Raw genomic sequence first — 14404 nt, 5'->3', positions numbered from 1 at the left:
TCATACTGCGCGCGTCACAACCGGCATTTCTGATACATTCATTAGACACCCAACATCCCCTACAACCCGACCCACCCCAACCGTTACACCTGGAATCCGACCCAATAATCCCTTTAATACATACCCCGCTCACAGCCGTAATATCCTGAAATCTGCTTGACAAGATTCTGGCACGACATTTTCGGCGAGTGAATCGTCGATCCGTTCGCCCCGTGGGCTCTGTGAATGTCCGAAATACGGATTCGCCCCCATTTCATAGGAAATGAGGGGGAATCCGTTGGACTTTGGACCGTGTCGGGGTCATATTTGAGTAAAGAGGGGGAATCCGTCAGTCCAGAGAACGCACCATGACGACTTGGAAAGTAGACCGCGAACGAATCTTGACCGCTGCCGAAGTCCGGCTTGTGCTGGACGAACTGACCCGCAAAGCCCGCCGATCGGCGCTGACCCGCCGGCAACTGATCCTGTTCCGTCTAGCGACGTGCTGCGGGCTCAGGGCGAGCGAATTAACGGGTCTGACGCTCGACAACGTCCGGCTAGGGGCTCGCCCGTCGATCCGGGTTCCCAAGTCCATCGGTAAGGGCGGGAAAGCCCGCACTGTGCCGCTCCATTGGGACGCCGCTACGCTCGCCGACCTGAAAGATTGGAAGGCTCAGAGGATCGCTCAGGGAGCCACAGGAAGCGACCTTTTCGTCTGTACGTCCACGGGGAAGCCGATCGCCCGGAAAGACGCTAGGCTCGCGTTCCAGAGCGCCTGCAAGCCTCTGGGGCGGCATGTCACCATTCACGACGGACGGCACAGCTTCGTAAGCCATGCCTTGCATGCGGGGCGTAGCATCGTGGAAGTCCGCGACGCCGTCGGACACAGCAATATCGCCACCACGTCGCTATACGCCCATCTGGTGAGCGACGACGACTCAGTCGTCGGCAATCTCTTCTAGGTCTGCTGTCTGTTGCAGGTCGATTCATCGCCCGCCAACGCATCGCGTCTGCTGTCTCACCAGAGCACGGTGAGCGACGGTGTCGGTTGGGAGGGTGGGGTGAGAAGTGGCGAGAATGCGGGGAATGTTGGTTATGCCGATAAATAGCCCTATCCACTGACCGCGTGCTACATGCCCAGAGCCCACGGGTGAGGTAACGCCGCAACAGCGGCTTCCGGCGTGTCGCTTCAAGTCAACGCCAAGCCACGACGCCGTTAAGAAAACGCCGTCTTTTCCGATTGGCACAGGGAATGCAACCCCTATCGGGCATTACCCCCTGTTTCTTTTCAACCGGAGAATGCGACTTATGAGTGATGGCGAACTATTTGTTTCCGGCTCTGATGATGGTTTAGAAGGAATTGACCCTCAATCTAACCACCCGGCATATCAAAAGGGATATAGCATTGGGCAGGAGTGGGCGAACGCCCCGCGTTACGAGCCAACTTTGGAAGACGCAGAGGATTACTTCAATGATCCCGACAATATCGCATACCACTTAGAGGTATGGGCGGAAGACTCAGACGACATGCACCTTGTCGCGTCGGGAACACTCGAAGATTGCTATCGGACCCTTTCCAAGTGTGGCGGAAAGGGCGGCTATACAATCTACTGCGTCGTTGATGGCGTTGACTTGAACGGTGGGTTTGATAACGGTCGTCGAGACGACGGGAAGCGATTTGAGGATTTGGCATGACAGACTTGCAACTTCCTAACGTAGAGCCATTCCTACACAAGCGAGCCCTAGACTTCTTTGATGCTGGTGACGCATCTGGAATGCTTGGCTGTTTTGAAAGCCCGTGGGGGCTTAATATTGTCTATACCAATATCAATTCGCTTATAGATCGTGGCATCTATGAAGCCGCGCTATTGGATGCGTATGTAGGCACCAGCACAAACAACCGTCACTGGTCTATCAAGAACTTGCCGTTTCTATTCGGTCTAGCCGACAAGCAACGCCTACTGGAATCTGGCGACCCGCTGCCAGAGGGTGACGCCTTCACAATTTTCCGGGGCGTGTCGGGGAAGAACCCCTACCGCAAAGTCCGATCCTATTCGTGGACGCTTGATGAAGAGAAGGCGTCTTACTTCGCTAACCGGTTCTTCCTGGACGATCCAGCCGTCTACGTCACCACGGTGAATCGTGACGAGATACTGGCGTTCTGTAATGAGCGGGAAGAACAAGAGGTAATTTGCTTGCCGCATAGCTGCAAGCGTTTGGCTGTCGGCAGTAACCGCACACTGCCTACGGCTTCAATCCCGTGCGGAGTATAAGGAAGGCTATGGACGAGTTAGAAGAGATTGCGATTGCGGCGTATTTCAGGGACTTCCCAAATGGCGACCAACCATCGGCGCAATCAAGTGGCAACAAAGTGGCTCTGTACAACGTCAACGGACCACTTGCGACTTACGTTGTTGACGAGACAGGGAAAGCAAGCCGAGTACGATAACTAGGGAGCCCGCCGGAGTCGGCGGGCTTTCTTCTTTCTAGGACTGACCATGATTCGCACGCTATTGATTGTCGCTCTGCTGGCGTCGCCCTCGCTAGCCTCTGAAAAGTTGAAGGGGTACGTTCGCCATAACGGGCGAGTCTATGCCGTGATAGAAACGACTACCACGAAGCAAGCGAAGCCACGAAACGATTTTTACGCTCGCGCACGGGCGGGATACCTGACAGCCAACTACGGCAAGGCAGGATCAATCACAGTCAAGCCAACGACAACGACCCGGCGAGTTTTTGTGCCGATTAAGTGACAGCCCTTGAGTCGGCACAAAGTCGCGGTGGTCTTGGAAGTTCCCGAGACTGCCAGCTAGAATCTTGCGGATTTGAGTAAGGCTTCGACTAGTCGCGTGTCGTCTACCCACAGAGGCACATTTTGGACTGTGAGTTTGAAGAGAAGCAGTACGAACAACATCTCAACAATGAGTTGTTGAGTCGCAAGCATCTGCTCTATGTTCCCGGTCAAGTATTGGAAGGGAAGCTTGGCTTCGATGCAGCCCTATTCTGTAGGGATCGCAGATTCTGGGAGCTTTTCGATGACTTCCGATTTTTCGGACACTTTCGGTTCATTAGACGCTTATGGTACGCGAGTAGCCGAAGCGGCGTACAGCTTAGCGTTGATTGGTGGCGTGAACTCGATCAGGCGCTTCCTTACTTCCCACGCTTCCGCTTCAACGTCTTTGTGCAGCATAAGAGACCCGATTATTTGGTAGCCTCAAGCGCTGGTGAGTGGGATCAATGGAATCGCCCTTACTATCGCTATAAGATTATGAGCCACCAGCAGAAGGCGCTGGAACAACTTGAGACTTTGGCGGGGAGTAAGGCAATTGTTGTTTACGCAAGCCCTGCCTTCGCAAAGCTGGGGGAGTTGTGGTCGGCAGTCAACAACCGACAACTAATTGAGAAGTCCAATTTCTGTCAACCACGGAAGCTATCAGGGCACCACGCCTATTCCTACGTTGAGCCGGGAAGGGTGGGTAAGGCGCACTCCGACGCAGAAGACGTTGAATCGTTTGACTTTTATGAACGATTCAACGTCTTGAGTGAGACGGCAGAGTTATCTGAAGACAATCGCGCATTCCTGACGCAGTTGGGGCGCTTGGTCGTTGAAGCTATTGAAGATTGCGGCGATCTGACGGATCGGTTCAATGCCATACTTGCAACATTCGACCGCCGAGAAGAGAACGATATTATTGGGTCTATGTCGCAAATCTCCACGTTCAATTTCGTCGTCGGTACTACATGGTCAGTTTCCGTCGCACCAAACTGACGGCGTGCTATTCTTGACCTATGACGCTTACCCAATTCCGCCGATGGCTCCAAGCCAAGATTGATTGGCTTCAAGCGTTCCCGACCGTGCAACGCCTAGAAGGCGACCACATCGACTCGCAGGGGCTGGTTGAGGAAGCCCGGTGCTACGCCTAGCGGGATTCGCTCTGACCGGGGAAATCGGCTACAAAGGCCAATCGCCATATCCGGCGTAGCGATCGCCTCAACTTACAAGGGAGACCAAATGCGATATAAGTTCGACAATCCCGAATTGCAGCGTCGGTACGAAGCGGAGGTAGATCGCACAAAGGGGATGACGATCGAAGAGCAATTAGCCGACTTAAAGGCGCTTCAGGAAGTTATTGAACGTCGTCATCAAGACATTATCGCCGACAAACCCGAAGGCGATGGGAACTAGACAAACGACAAAGAGCCCACATTCCAGGATTCCTGGAATGTGGGCTCTCATATCAGCCCGCCAAGGCACAAAGTGACCTATAGACCCGCACAAAGTGACGGGGCGGCTGGGCAGAGCCCTAGCGTAGTTGGCGGGTTAGTCGAGTCAAAGCATCAGACGCATCGGTCTGAAGTCGCAATCCGATACCCTTGCAACCCGCAGTGGGTTCTTTGCTCTTGAGGTAGAGACTAGTAGAGAATTACTATTGACGCAGCCTTGATTCGGCGCTGAGACTTCGGGAAGTAGCCCTATGTCTCTGGAAGCCCCGAATGGAAAGCATCGACTTCATAAACCGCGTCAAACAGCAAGTCATTATTGCGATACTTGCCGATGACGACTTAGGAGAGCGGCTTGTCCTGAAGGGTGGCAACCTTCTTCAATTCGCGTATGAGTTGACTGCCCGCGCATCGACTGATGTCGATATATCGGTCGATGGCGAATTCGAGGATTTCGAATGGCTTAAAGCTAAAGTAGAGAAGGCGCTTTCAGACTCACTTGCCGAGATTGGACTTGTCGTATTCGACTATCAGTTTTGCGAAAAGCCTGCGAGAATTTCTGATGACCTAAAGTCGTTCTGGGGAGGTTATCAATGCGAGTTCAAGCTAATTGACCCGCAAGCGTTTGAGGACGCAAATGGCAACCTGGACACGATGCGCAGAAAGGCTCATCACTTAGAAGGCGACGCTGGAAGCACCAAATTCAAGGTTGACTTTAGCCGCCACGAGTTCTGCGAAGCTAAAGAGACCTTCGAAATAGGCGGGTATTCAATTTACGGCTACAGTCCGAGGATGTTCGTAGCTGAGAAAATCAGGGCTATCTGTCAACAGATGCCGGAGTATTCTGCGATAGTGCATCGCAAGCGTTCGTCTGCTTCAAGGGCGAGAGACTTTGTAGACATTCATGTAATATGCAATCATTACGGAATTGCGTTTGAAGACACCGAACTTCACGAAATACTTAAGAAGACATTTGCCATAAAGAAGGTTCCGCTTGAATGGATCGGTAGAATCAAAGACACGAAGGAGCACCATGAACCGGATTTTGCCTCAGTGGTGGCTACCGTGAGCGTCGGCTTTGATCTACAGGAATTTGATTACTACTTTTCATGGCTCTGCGATCAGTGCGAGAAGCTAGAACCCTTGTGGCGTGAATAGACGCCACTCTTCATTGTAAGAAGGGTTTTTGATTTGGTATGTCAGGTAAAAGTCAAACTCTCGCGGAATCGCCCGTATCTTTTTGATTTGCGATTCCGAATAAGTGCCTGCTCGTTCCATGTAGTACCCGATCACTTGGTGATATGGGTAGGTGTAATTGAGCGACTTCAGATAAGTAGTTAGCCTGTTGCCCGATACTTTTTCTGCGGCGGCTTTGTAGGCATTAGCGACCTCAGCGACCCCACCTGAGTAGATAGGACGCACCGCTATATCTATTAGCGTCCGCTCAAGGTTAGTAACTGCGACGGCTGAGCCGTCAGCGGTACGCAACGATTCGACTCCGAGTCGCCCAGTATTTTGACCGTTGACCTTGTGAATCGTTACGTCTCGGAATTTGATGACGTTATTTGTGACTCGACACTTACCTTTGAAAGCGCGATCTATTCCCCCCTGCGTTAGCGAGCCGCCGCCCCCTGTTGCTGGTTGCTCTACATTGAAGTAGATCGCTTTGGGTATCTGATCGGTTAAGCCATGCAAGTGCATAGCTGTGTAGTGCGTGAAATACCCCTGAGCGTCTACCGCTTGGATAATCGCGTAGGTCGGCACGTCACCCCATACGAACCGAGTGACGCTTCGGTAGGGAAACGGGAGACTGACGGACTTCAGTTGCGTATGCTTGACCAGCAGGTTGAGTGCCTGCGTTGTGGTCGCCATCGGCGGTATCGGGAAGCAATCTGGTGATGCGTCATCTTGTGACCAGTGCTCCCATTGCTCTTGAATGAATTGCAGCAAAGGCTGCCGCGACCATATGCGTATTCCGGATTCGTCGAAGCTTGCTTTTATGCGCTTACGAGAGAACGCAGCCATCGTTTACCCCTTGGGAGGTGCCTTCATTGGCTAGTAGTATATATACTACTAGCCAATGAGCGTGACCTACTTTCCATTCGTGACGTAAAGCGTTGCCCAGGAAAGAGTTACGGATCAAACTGCGTCTTTTCGCCAGCAGCCGTGGTAGTATATATACTACCACGGCTGCTGGCAGAAGCACCCTTCTATCGGGGGGTGTTTTTGTGACCGAAGGCTTAGCGGCAGGAGTATATATACTCCTGCCGCTAAGCCTTCGGTCTCTACAACGGGACTTCGACAGTTGGGGGTGAGTGCAGAGGTGGTGAGTGCAGAGGTGGTCTTCCTGCGGCGTGGTGGGGCGATGCAGTATATATACTGCATCGCCCCACCACGCCGCACACGACACATCACCCTAAGTCGTTGCTACGAAACACCTTACGACGTGTTCGGCTGTTCTCCCTAGCTGCTGATGCCGTAGTATATATACTACGGCATCAGCGGACTCCCTGGCAGCCACGACTCCTGCCTTTCCGGACCAAATCCGTCTAGCGAATACGCGAAATTGGCGGGATTTCAGCCCTAACCGTCAGGACCAGCCGCTAGCGGTAGCCCGCCGAGGGGTAACCTATGCTTGGGGCATGAACTCTTTCTCCGCATGGTTGGAGTCCGTTAAGCAGAACTGCCAGTTCTTGCCGTACGCCATCCAACCGCAGACGGTCTACCAAGAGACCTTGAGCGTCCCAGAAGCCGCCAAGGAACTCAAAACCAGCGAAGATACGATTCGGGGCTGGATCAACAGCGGCGAGTTGAAGGCAAGCAATGTCGCCACGGGACCGCGACCACGCTACCTGATCCCGCGCGACGAACTCAATCGGTTCTTGAAGGGACGGCAGCCAAGCCCGCCACCATCAAGAAAGGGTAAGCGAACCCGTTAGCCACTTGTGGACGTGGTCAACGCACTTCCGCAACTCTTGGTCAAAGACGGTCTGGTTGTAGACCTCCGACATATCCGGGCGTTCGTGCCCCATGATTTTGTCAATCACTGACTGATTGACGGGGGCTGTCTTGGCGATGGTCTCGAACGTACGCCGCAGGGTGTAGGGCTCGGTCACGCCCTTCTGATAGATGCCGCAGGTTTCGCACAGCGCTTTGAACTCTCTGGCGAAAACGTGGCGGTCCCATTGGCGACCGTTGAACACCAACTGGCTACCGGCAATCGCCGCCACTGCCTTCTGAGTCTCTTTCCAGAGTGGGCATCGCCGGGGGACTTGGGTTTTGACCCGGTAGGAATCGTAGAAGCCGTCCCGAATGTCGCTAGGCAGCAACGACACGCAATCGGTCGGACCGAAGCCCGCATTGATGCCCAGCAGAATCATTGCCTTGATATGCGGGCTGGCTGCGTCGCGTAGCGTCCTGATCTGCTCGGCAGTGAAGAGCTTCTTAGCTGCTTGGTTCTTCCGTTCTCGAATCTGCTTCTTTGCCGGGGACGCCAACGGCTTGCTGTACTTGATATTGGCATCGTGTTCGTCGTTGGCGTACTTGAATACCATCCGCGCGAACGTCAGCAGCCGTTTGAGGGTCACAGGTGAGACCTGTTGCCCCTTCTTCCCCTTCGACAGCAAGCCCCGCAGACGGGTCAAGTCGTCTTTGCCGATGCCATTGATGGAACGATAACGACCCAACTTGCCGATGGTCTCGACCATCGCTTCGTACTCGCCAAAGGTACGGCTGTTGATGTCGCCTTCGTCCAGGGCTCTTTGCTTGTCAGCCTTGAAGGCGTCCAGCACGTCGCCTAGCGTCTCGCATTCGGTTGGCGGGGCTTGTCCGGCGTAGAGGTAGTCCCGTTGCTTGTCGAACTTCTCGCGCGCTGCGAACGGGTCATCCCATACGCCGAAGTAGTACAGACGCCCCCTGATCTTCTTTGCCCACTGTCCGTTAGCATGCGCAAACAGCGGAAAATCGGCGTATGGTTGGCTGGGCTTTCCCATGCGTAAGCCTACGTTGTTCCGCAACTGGTGTCGTAACTGGTGTCGTCACTTTTCAGTATGGCTTGCTAGAATGCGGAAAACAACGTAAAAGAAAGCACCGGTCGGGTGGCAGAGCGGTTGAATGCACCGGTCTTGAAAACCGGCGAGGGGCAACCCTCCGTGGGTTCGAATCCCACCCCGACCGCTTGGCGGCGGCAGCGGCTTGTGTTCGCACACGCTCCCCTGTTCGCAACGCGCAATAATCCCGCCTGATCTCGTCCGACGCGCAGCAACGGTCGATCTGTCGGCGTGGCGGCCTCTTCCAGGCCATGTCCCAGGCCCTCTCTCGGCTGGCCGTTTATCGCCGGCGCGTTTCTCGATTGGCGCCCTTCTCGGGGGTGAAACCATAAGGCCGGTTATGGCGACGATGGCCCCAGACGGCCAAACCACCTTAGCTCCCAGCAAGCCATCGCCAGAGGAAGACACGGATAAAAACGGGGACGCTGAAGCAGAGTCCAAGCAGGGGGCTAGACTGCGAGCTCTGCCGCGATGTGAAGTTTGCGAGTGGCTGGCTGGCGTTCCTTCCAATGCCGTCGCGTCACTCGTAACCTCGCGAGGCATTTCCACCGGTCAAGACGATGGCGGGCCGCTTAGGAGTGACAGGGGACTGTCACGGGACAAGCCAAAATCGCCATTATTCTTACCAGTTGCTTGGACTACACTGTCCGCACTTGTCGAAGGGCAACAAGAGAGATCGCAACAGAGCGACGCGGCATGAGCGACATCAAGATCGAAGTCTGGGACGCCACCGGCAACAAGCGCCAAGTGGTAGAAACCCCGATCGACGCCGAAGTGAATCGGCTAATCGCCGTGCTCATCGAACGAATGAACCTGCCCCGTCACAGCCCGGACGGTCAGGCAATGAGCTACAAGTTTCACCACAAGCGGACCGGCCGGCAACTGCTCGACAACGACACCCTCGCCGCCGCCGAGGTGCAAGAGGGCGACATCCTCCGACTCCAACCGGAGATCACCGCCGGCGGCATCGACAACGCCGGGGCCCGCTACGCGGGTAGTCGATGAGCGAAGGCGTCAAGCACTGCCCGATCTGTGGCGAGGAGATCTTGGCGGTCGCCAAGAAGTGCCGGCACTGCCGGTCGTACCTCGATCCGTCGTTGCGTGCCGCCGCCGAAGCCCCATCGGCGATGGAGCGATTGGCGCTACCGGTCGGGCGACCCGCTACAGCGATCGTGGCGGGCTACGCGGCATTGTTCGCCATCTTGCCTCTGTTTGGCTTGCCCTTCGCGATCACCGCCGCTACTTGCGGAGTGTTCGCGTTGCGTAAGATCAACCGGACACCTGGCCTGTCCGGGCGCGGACGGGCTTGGTTTGGGATCATCATCGGGTCGCTGATGACGATCGTGTCGTTGTTGGCCCTCGTCGTCGTCATCATCGACGCCACCAGCCGAGGCGATCGATAGCATGGACGATGTGTTGCGGATCGACCCCGACGCTCAGGACGATCGGTTCGCTAGGTTCCGTCTGATCGGGTGGTGGGACCAACAACGCATCGCCGAGGCGAAGGTGTTGGTGATCGGCGCCGGCGCTTTGGGCAACGAGATCGTCAAGAACTTGGCGTTGCTCGGTTTTGGACGGGTCGTCGTCTGCGACCTGGACCGGATCGAGCACTCGAACCTCTCCCGGTCGGTGCTCTACCGCCCCGCGGATATTGGCCGTAGCAAGGCGCAAGTAGCCGCCGAGCGGGCGTGTGAGATCTATGAGGGCATGCGGTGCCGGTCGCTCGACGTCAACATCGTCTACGACCTCGGCCTGGGGCTGTATCGCTGGGCCGACGTCATCCTCGGCGGTCTCGACAACCGAGAGGCCCGGGTCGCGATCAACAGCGCGGCCGCCAAGACCGGCAAAGCATGGATCGACGGCGCCATCGAGCGGCTCGACGGCGTGGCGCGGGTTTTTGAGCCGGCCACGGGGCCGTGTTACGAATGCACCATGAGCGATGTCGACTGGCGGATGCTCGAAGCCCGGCGGAGCTGTGCGTTGCTCTCCCGCGACGAGATGGAGCAAGGCAAAGTCCCCACGACGCCAACGACCGCCTCGATCATCGCCGGGATTCAGGTCCAGGAAGCGCTCAAGCGGCTACACGACGTCGCCTCGCTCAGCGGCCAGGGTTACTGCTTCGAGGGGGCGCACCATCAGAGCTATCTCGTCGAGTACCGACGGATGGCCGACTGCCCCACGCACGAAGCCTATGAACCGATCGAAACCCTCAATTGGTCCGTGCATCAAACCACCGCGCGGGACCTGTTGGGGCATGCCCAACTAGACCTGGGATCGCAGGCCGTCGTCGAGTCGAATCACGACCTCTTGCGGGAGCTCGTCTGCGGCGCGTGTGGAGACACCGAGCAACGACTGGGGTCCCTCGGACGCACCACGGCGTCCGACGCCCGCTGCCCGCGATGTGGCGAGCCGCGCCGGCCTGAGATTTTCCATACCATCGACATCGATCACGACTTCATCGACACGCCACTGGGCGAGCTAGGCGTGCCGCCGTGGGACATCGTGACCGTTCGCAGCGGCGGCGAGCAGCGTCATTACGAATTCGCCGGCGACCGCCATGAAGTCCTCGGACCGCTCAACGAAGCGCCGCAATAACTCCTCACGCGCCCCAACGATTGAAAACCCATGAGCGGAGTGGATGTACGCGACCTAGCTTCACAACCGCTCGAGGGCGGCGACTTCCCCGTCTCTTTGCAGAGTGACTTCCGTTTGCACTTCCGTCCCGCTGCGCGGGACAAGATGCTGAGTCACGCCGGCGCCGACGCCGCGATCGAAATCTGCGGCGTGTTGGTGGGACGACTCCTGAAGGACGGTGACGGTCCGTACGTCGTCGTTGAGGACTGCGTCTGTTGCGACACCGCGACGAGCAAGTTCGCCGAGGTGACCTTCACGCACGAGTCTTGGTCGCAGATCAACCAGGAGATGGACACCAAATTCACTGACAAGCAGATTGTCGGCTGGTATCACTCCCACCCGAACTTCGGCGTCTTCCTTTCGGACCGTGACCGCTTCATCCACGAGCACTTCTTCTCCGGCCCGGGTCAGGTGGCGTACGTCATTGATCCGGTCCGCAACGAAGAAGGCGTCTTTATCTGGCGTAACGGGACCACCGCTGCGCTGCCACACTACTGGGTCGGCGATTCCATCCGGCTCACGCAACTGCACGAATACTCGGTCCGCCGGCCCGAAACCGAGCAAGAGAATCCGCCAGCAGGTCGACCTTCGACCGCTGAAGCGGCCTGGTTCACAGGGCTTGTTCCCTTGCTGCTGCTGAGCGCGCTCGCGTTCTTGCTGGGGCATACCTCTTCGCGACTGCAAACCTCATGGGAGCGTCAACGGGTCGTCGACGGCGTCGTCGCTCACTACGGGGTCAACAAACTCGTGAAGCTCGGCCTCCAAGAGAGTTTGGCGGTCGTATCGAACCGCCTGAAGGAACTCGCTTCGGCGTCGGAAAGACTCGCCAAAGCGGCCCGCGACACGGACGCGTCTTCCAATGACGAGACGCTGAAGGCTCAACGGCAGATCGAACGCGGTTTCCGCGACTGCATCGACGCGCTCCAGCAGATCGGCGACCGCTTTGGTTACGACGAGTTCGAACGCCGTGCGTTGGCAGTCTATCTGGCCGAGAAGCAAGCGGGAGTCGGCGCTCCCTCGACAACGCCCGCGCCGACAAAATCACTCCCGCCGCCGCCCGCCGCTCCGGACCAAGCTCCGACGGTGGGTGAGCCTGCGAGCAACGCCCCACAAGAGGACGGTGAGTGAAACCATGAACGAGCCGCTACGGATCACCAAAGGCGACCTCAACACGCCCGAGGTTGACCAATTCGTCGAGATGCAGGCGTACCTCAGCCGTGACACCTCGTTTGAAGACGAGCGATCATGGATCGTGCGGGTGATCTATGCGAACTGGTTCTACTTGTCGATCGCGTCGTTGTGCGGCGCGTTGTTGGGGTGGGCTCTGATTGAACCCTCCATCGATGATTTCAGCGACGACGAGGAAGCCAACGCGGCTTTATTGCTGGTCTTCCCGATGATTGCCGGGTGCGTCGGTCTGTTCTTAGGGGCGGCTGAAGGGCTCATCTGCCGAAACCCTTTGCGTGCGATGAAGAGTGGGTTTGTGGGATTAGGAGTTGGGTTTCTTGGGGGCTTGGTCGCCCTGATCCCCGCGGCGTTCATCTTTGGTTTCGCGAGCCTAGCCTCGCTATCCATCGACGATGGACTCGATCCCAACGGGATGCCTACGGGAGTAGCTTTCTTGGTGCTGATGATGGGACGAGCGGCGGCTTGGGCGGTGGCCGGCATTCCCGCCGGCCTCGGTCAGGGAATTGCGCTGCGTGAGAAGAAAGTCATCATCAACGGCGTCGTCGGGGGCTGCCTGGGTGGCCTCGTCGGCGGCTTGCTGTTCGACCCTATCAGCCTCGTGTTGACTGCCGAGGACGGCCAGGCGACCTACAGCCGCGCCGTAGGCTTTGGCTCGATCGGCCTGTTCGTCGGACTGTTTGTCGGCTTGGTCGAGGGTTGGACCAAGACCGCTTGGTTGCAGATGCTCAAGGGCCCGCTCGCCGGCAAGCAATTCATTCTGTTTAAGGACACAACCTCGCTCGGCAGTTCGCCGAAGGCTGACATCTATCTGTTCAAAGACGACGCCATCGAGCCGCGACACGCACAAATCGTCAACCGTGGCGGGCGTTTCGAGCTCGAGGACAACGAGTCGCCCGACGGGACCTACGTGAACGGCGTTCCGGTGCGTCGTCACGTGCTCCGTGACGGCGACCAAGTCGTTCTCGGAAAGACCGTGCTGCAGTTTTCGCTGAAAGCGAACCCGGATTAGTCAAACAACGACGACTCTCTAGCCCGTCCCCAACTACGGAGCCTGCCGTGCCTATTACCGTCACTTGCCCCTCGTGCGGCGTGACTCTCAAGACTTCCGACTCCGCCGCTGGCAAGAAGGCGAAGTGCCCCAAGTGCCAGGGCCCGATCGTCGTCCCCATGCCACGTGCAGAGCTCGACCCGATCGAGGAAGCCCCTCCTGCCGACGACGCCTGGGGGGATTTCGACCAGGAATCGGAGATCACTGCATCGACGCCGGCCGCGCCGAGTGCGGACCGTAAGCCGTGCCCGGCGTGCGGCGAGATGATCCATGCCAACGCGGCGAAATGCCGTTTCTGCGGCGAGTTCTTCGATGCGGAGTTGGCGAAGGCAGAGAAGAGGAAGCTCAAGAACGATCCTGACGCCAAACTTGGAGTCTTCGACTGGATCGTCGCTATTCTGTGCCCCATGATCGGGTGCATCGTGGCGATCGTCTATTCGACGCAGCGAAGCCCCAAGGCCAAGAAGATGTTTACCGTGATCGCCGTTGTGATGTTGATCTCCTTCCTCTTCAACCTCCTGATCGGGGTGCTTGCTGCGCTCAACGAGAACGGCGGGCTCTAATCGACGGCGGCCTTCCTATGCTTACCTCGCTGAACTGCGACTGCGGCGCCGCGGTGAGCTTGCCACCGGACGCGTCCGCGCGCTCGCTACGATGCCCAAGCTGCCGCAGGGTATTGGCGCTCACCGCCGACGGCGTCGCCATCGCTTCAACGCCGATCACAGCGGATCGCCCCGTAAAATGCCCCATCTGCCAAACGGCAATGACGGCGGGGGAGGAATGCGTCACATGCCCCGACTGCGATCAGTTGCATCACCGCGATTGCTGGAGCGAGATGGGGGGCTGCGGCTCGTACGGCTGCGCGCAGGCGCCGGCGCTCGACAAGGGGGAGTCCGCGGCCACGCCGATGACTGCTTGGGGGGATAAGAAGCAATGCCCCGCTTGTGGCGAGGAGATAAAGGCGATCGCTCTGCGCTGCCGCTATTGTCACACGGAATTCGATTCGGTCGATCCGATGTCGCGAGACGACCTCCGACGCCAGTCGTCGAAGGTCAATCAACGCGATGGGATGAAGCGGATCGTCGTCGGCTTGTTCGTCACGTCCCTACTGGCGTGTGTTGCGCCGCTAACAGCGATTCTCTCCGCCGCCTATGTCATCCCTAAGCGAGCTGAAATCGCCAAATGTGGTCCGATCTATATTATCCTCGGATGGACGTCGCTCGGATTGTCGGTGTTCTATTCGATCCTCATGGCCCTCTTCATCCTTGCCGAATCGACCTGATTT

17 protein-coding genes and 1 tRNA gene are annotated in these 14404 nt (G+C 57.3%); 16 read left to right on the top strand and 2 right to left on the bottom strand.

Features of this window, described 5'->3' with window-relative positions:
- Positions 1 to 347: 347 nt before the first annotated feature.
- The 7 genes from Spa11_RS06105 (at position 348) to Spa11_RS06085 (ending at position 5358) form a co-directional block, all read left to right on the top strand.
- A complete protein-coding gene (locus tag Spa11_RS06105) occupies positions 348 to 941 on the top strand; it encodes a tyrosine-type recombinase/integrase (protein WP_145109412.1) in 594 nt (197 codons plus the stop codon).
- A gap of 346 nt (positions 942 to 1287) precedes the next feature.
- Positions 1288 to 1674: a hypothetical protein gene (locus Spa11_RS06100; RefSeq protein WP_145109409.1), complete on the top strand. Its 387-nt coding sequence runs from the start codon at positions 1288 to 1290 to the stop codon at positions 1672 to 1674.
- Positions 1671 to 2252 (top strand): hypothetical protein, encoded by a 582-nt coding sequence (locus tag Spa11_RS06095; RefSeq protein ID WP_145109406.1) that lies wholly within the window; start codon positions 1671 to 1673, stop codon positions 2250 to 2252. The genes Spa11_RS06100 and Spa11_RS06095 overlap by 4 nt, the downstream gene beginning before the upstream one ends.
- 602 nt (positions 2253 to 2854) lie before the next feature.
- Positions 2855 to 3748 carry a hypothetical protein gene (locus Spa11_RS06090; protein WP_145109403.1) on the top strand — a complete coding sequence of 298 codons (894 nt, stop codon included), beginning with the start codon at positions 2855 to 2857 and terminating at the stop codon, positions 3746 to 3748.
- A gap of 20 nt (positions 3749 to 3768) precedes the next feature.
- Positions 3769 to 3903: a hypothetical protein gene (locus Spa11_RS23440; protein WP_261342289.1), complete on the top strand. Its 135-nt coding sequence runs from the start codon at positions 3769 to 3771 to the stop codon at positions 3901 to 3903.
- Between the two features lie 88 nt (positions 3904 to 3991).
- On the top strand, positions 3992 to 4165 hold the full coding sequence (locus tag Spa11_RS22805) for a hypothetical protein (RefSeq protein WP_197529781.1): 174 nt from the start codon (positions 3992 to 3994) through the stop codon (positions 4163 to 4165).
- A 308-nt stretch (positions 4166 to 4473) separates the two neighbouring features.
- Positions 4474 to 5358, top strand: a complete 885-nt coding sequence (locus Spa11_RS06085) for a nucleotidyl transferase AbiEii/AbiGii toxin family protein (protein ID WP_145109400.1) — start codon at positions 4474 to 4476, stop codon at positions 5356 to 5358.
- Here Spa11_RS06085 and Spa11_RS06080 read toward each other — a convergent pair.
- A complete protein-coding gene (locus Spa11_RS06080; protein WP_145109397.1) occupies positions 5335 to 6225 on the bottom strand; it encodes a type IV toxin-antitoxin system AbiEi family antitoxin domain-containing protein in 891 nt (296 codons plus the stop codon). The genes Spa11_RS06085 and Spa11_RS06080 overlap by 24 nt on opposite strands.
- A 617-nt stretch (positions 6226 to 6842) precedes the next feature.
- Here Spa11_RS06080 and Spa11_RS06075 point away from each other — a divergent pair.
- Complete coding sequence (locus Spa11_RS06075) at positions 6843 to 7139, top strand: helix-turn-helix domain-containing protein (protein ID WP_145109394.1); 297 nt, start codon at positions 6843 to 6845, stop codon at positions 7137 to 7139.
- Here Spa11_RS06075 and Spa11_RS06070 read toward each other — a convergent pair.
- Positions 7113 to 8192, bottom strand: coding sequence for a tyrosine-type recombinase/integrase (locus Spa11_RS06070; protein ID WP_145109391.1), 1080 nt, complete (start codon positions 8190 to 8192; stop codon positions 7113 to 7115). The genes Spa11_RS06075 and Spa11_RS06070 overlap by 27 nt on opposite strands.
- A 99-nt stretch (positions 8193 to 8291) precedes the next feature.
- Here Spa11_RS06070 and Spa11_RS06065 point away from each other — a divergent pair.
- The 8 genes from Spa11_RS06065 (at position 8292) to Spa11_RS06030 (ending at position 14401) form a co-directional block, all read left to right on the top strand.
- Positions 8292 to 8376: transfer RNA gene (locus Spa11_RS06065), tRNA-Ser, on the top strand.
- Positions 8377 to 8945: 569 nt separating this feature from the next.
- The gene (locus Spa11_RS06060) at positions 8946 to 9254 is read left to right on the top strand and encodes an EsaB/YukD family protein (protein WP_145109389.1); all 309 of its coding nucleotides are present in this window, start codon (positions 8946 to 8948) and stop codon (positions 9252 to 9254) included.
- Positions 9251 to 9652 (top strand): DUF4190 domain-containing protein, encoded by a 402-nt coding sequence (locus Spa11_RS06055; protein ID WP_145109386.1) that lies wholly within the window; start codon positions 9251 to 9253, stop codon positions 9650 to 9652. The genes Spa11_RS06060 and Spa11_RS06055 overlap by 4 nt, the downstream gene beginning before the upstream one ends.
- 1 nt (position 9653) lies before the next feature.
- Entirely contained in the window at positions 9654 to 10844 is a 1191-nt protein-coding gene (locus tag Spa11_RS06050) for a HesA/MoeB/ThiF family protein (RefSeq protein ID WP_145109384.1), read from the top strand.
- 30 nt (positions 10845 to 10874) lie between these two features.
- Positions 10875 to 12011 (top strand): Mov34/MPN/PAD-1 family protein, encoded by a 1137-nt coding sequence (locus Spa11_RS06045; protein ID WP_145109381.1) that lies wholly within the window; start codon positions 10875 to 10877, stop codon positions 12009 to 12011.
- Positions 12012 to 12015: 4 nt separating this feature from the next.
- Positions 12016 to 13080, top strand: coding sequence for an FHA domain-containing protein (locus tag Spa11_RS06040; RefSeq protein WP_145109378.1), 1065 nt, complete (start codon positions 12016 to 12018; stop codon positions 13078 to 13080).
- Positions 13081 to 13127: 47 nt separating this feature from the next.
- Complete coding sequence (locus Spa11_RS06035) at positions 13128 to 13682, top strand: TFIIB-type zinc ribbon-containing protein (protein WP_145109375.1); 555 nt, start codon at positions 13128 to 13130, stop codon at positions 13680 to 13682.
- A 17-nt stretch (positions 13683 to 13699) separates the two neighbouring features.
- Positions 13700 to 14401, top strand: coding sequence for an RING finger protein (locus Spa11_RS06030; protein ID WP_145109372.1), 702 nt, complete (start codon positions 13700 to 13702; stop codon positions 14399 to 14401).
- Positions 14402 to 14404: the final 3 nt, after the last annotated feature.

The organism is Botrimarina mediterranea, from assembly GCF_007753265.1.
Classification (GTDB): Bacteria; Planctomycetota; Planctomycetia; order Pirellulales; family Lacipirellulaceae; genus Botrimarina; species Botrimarina mediterranea.
Note: the sequence above shows the minus strand (reverse complement) of the source record. Positions and strands in the feature narration are given on the sequence as shown.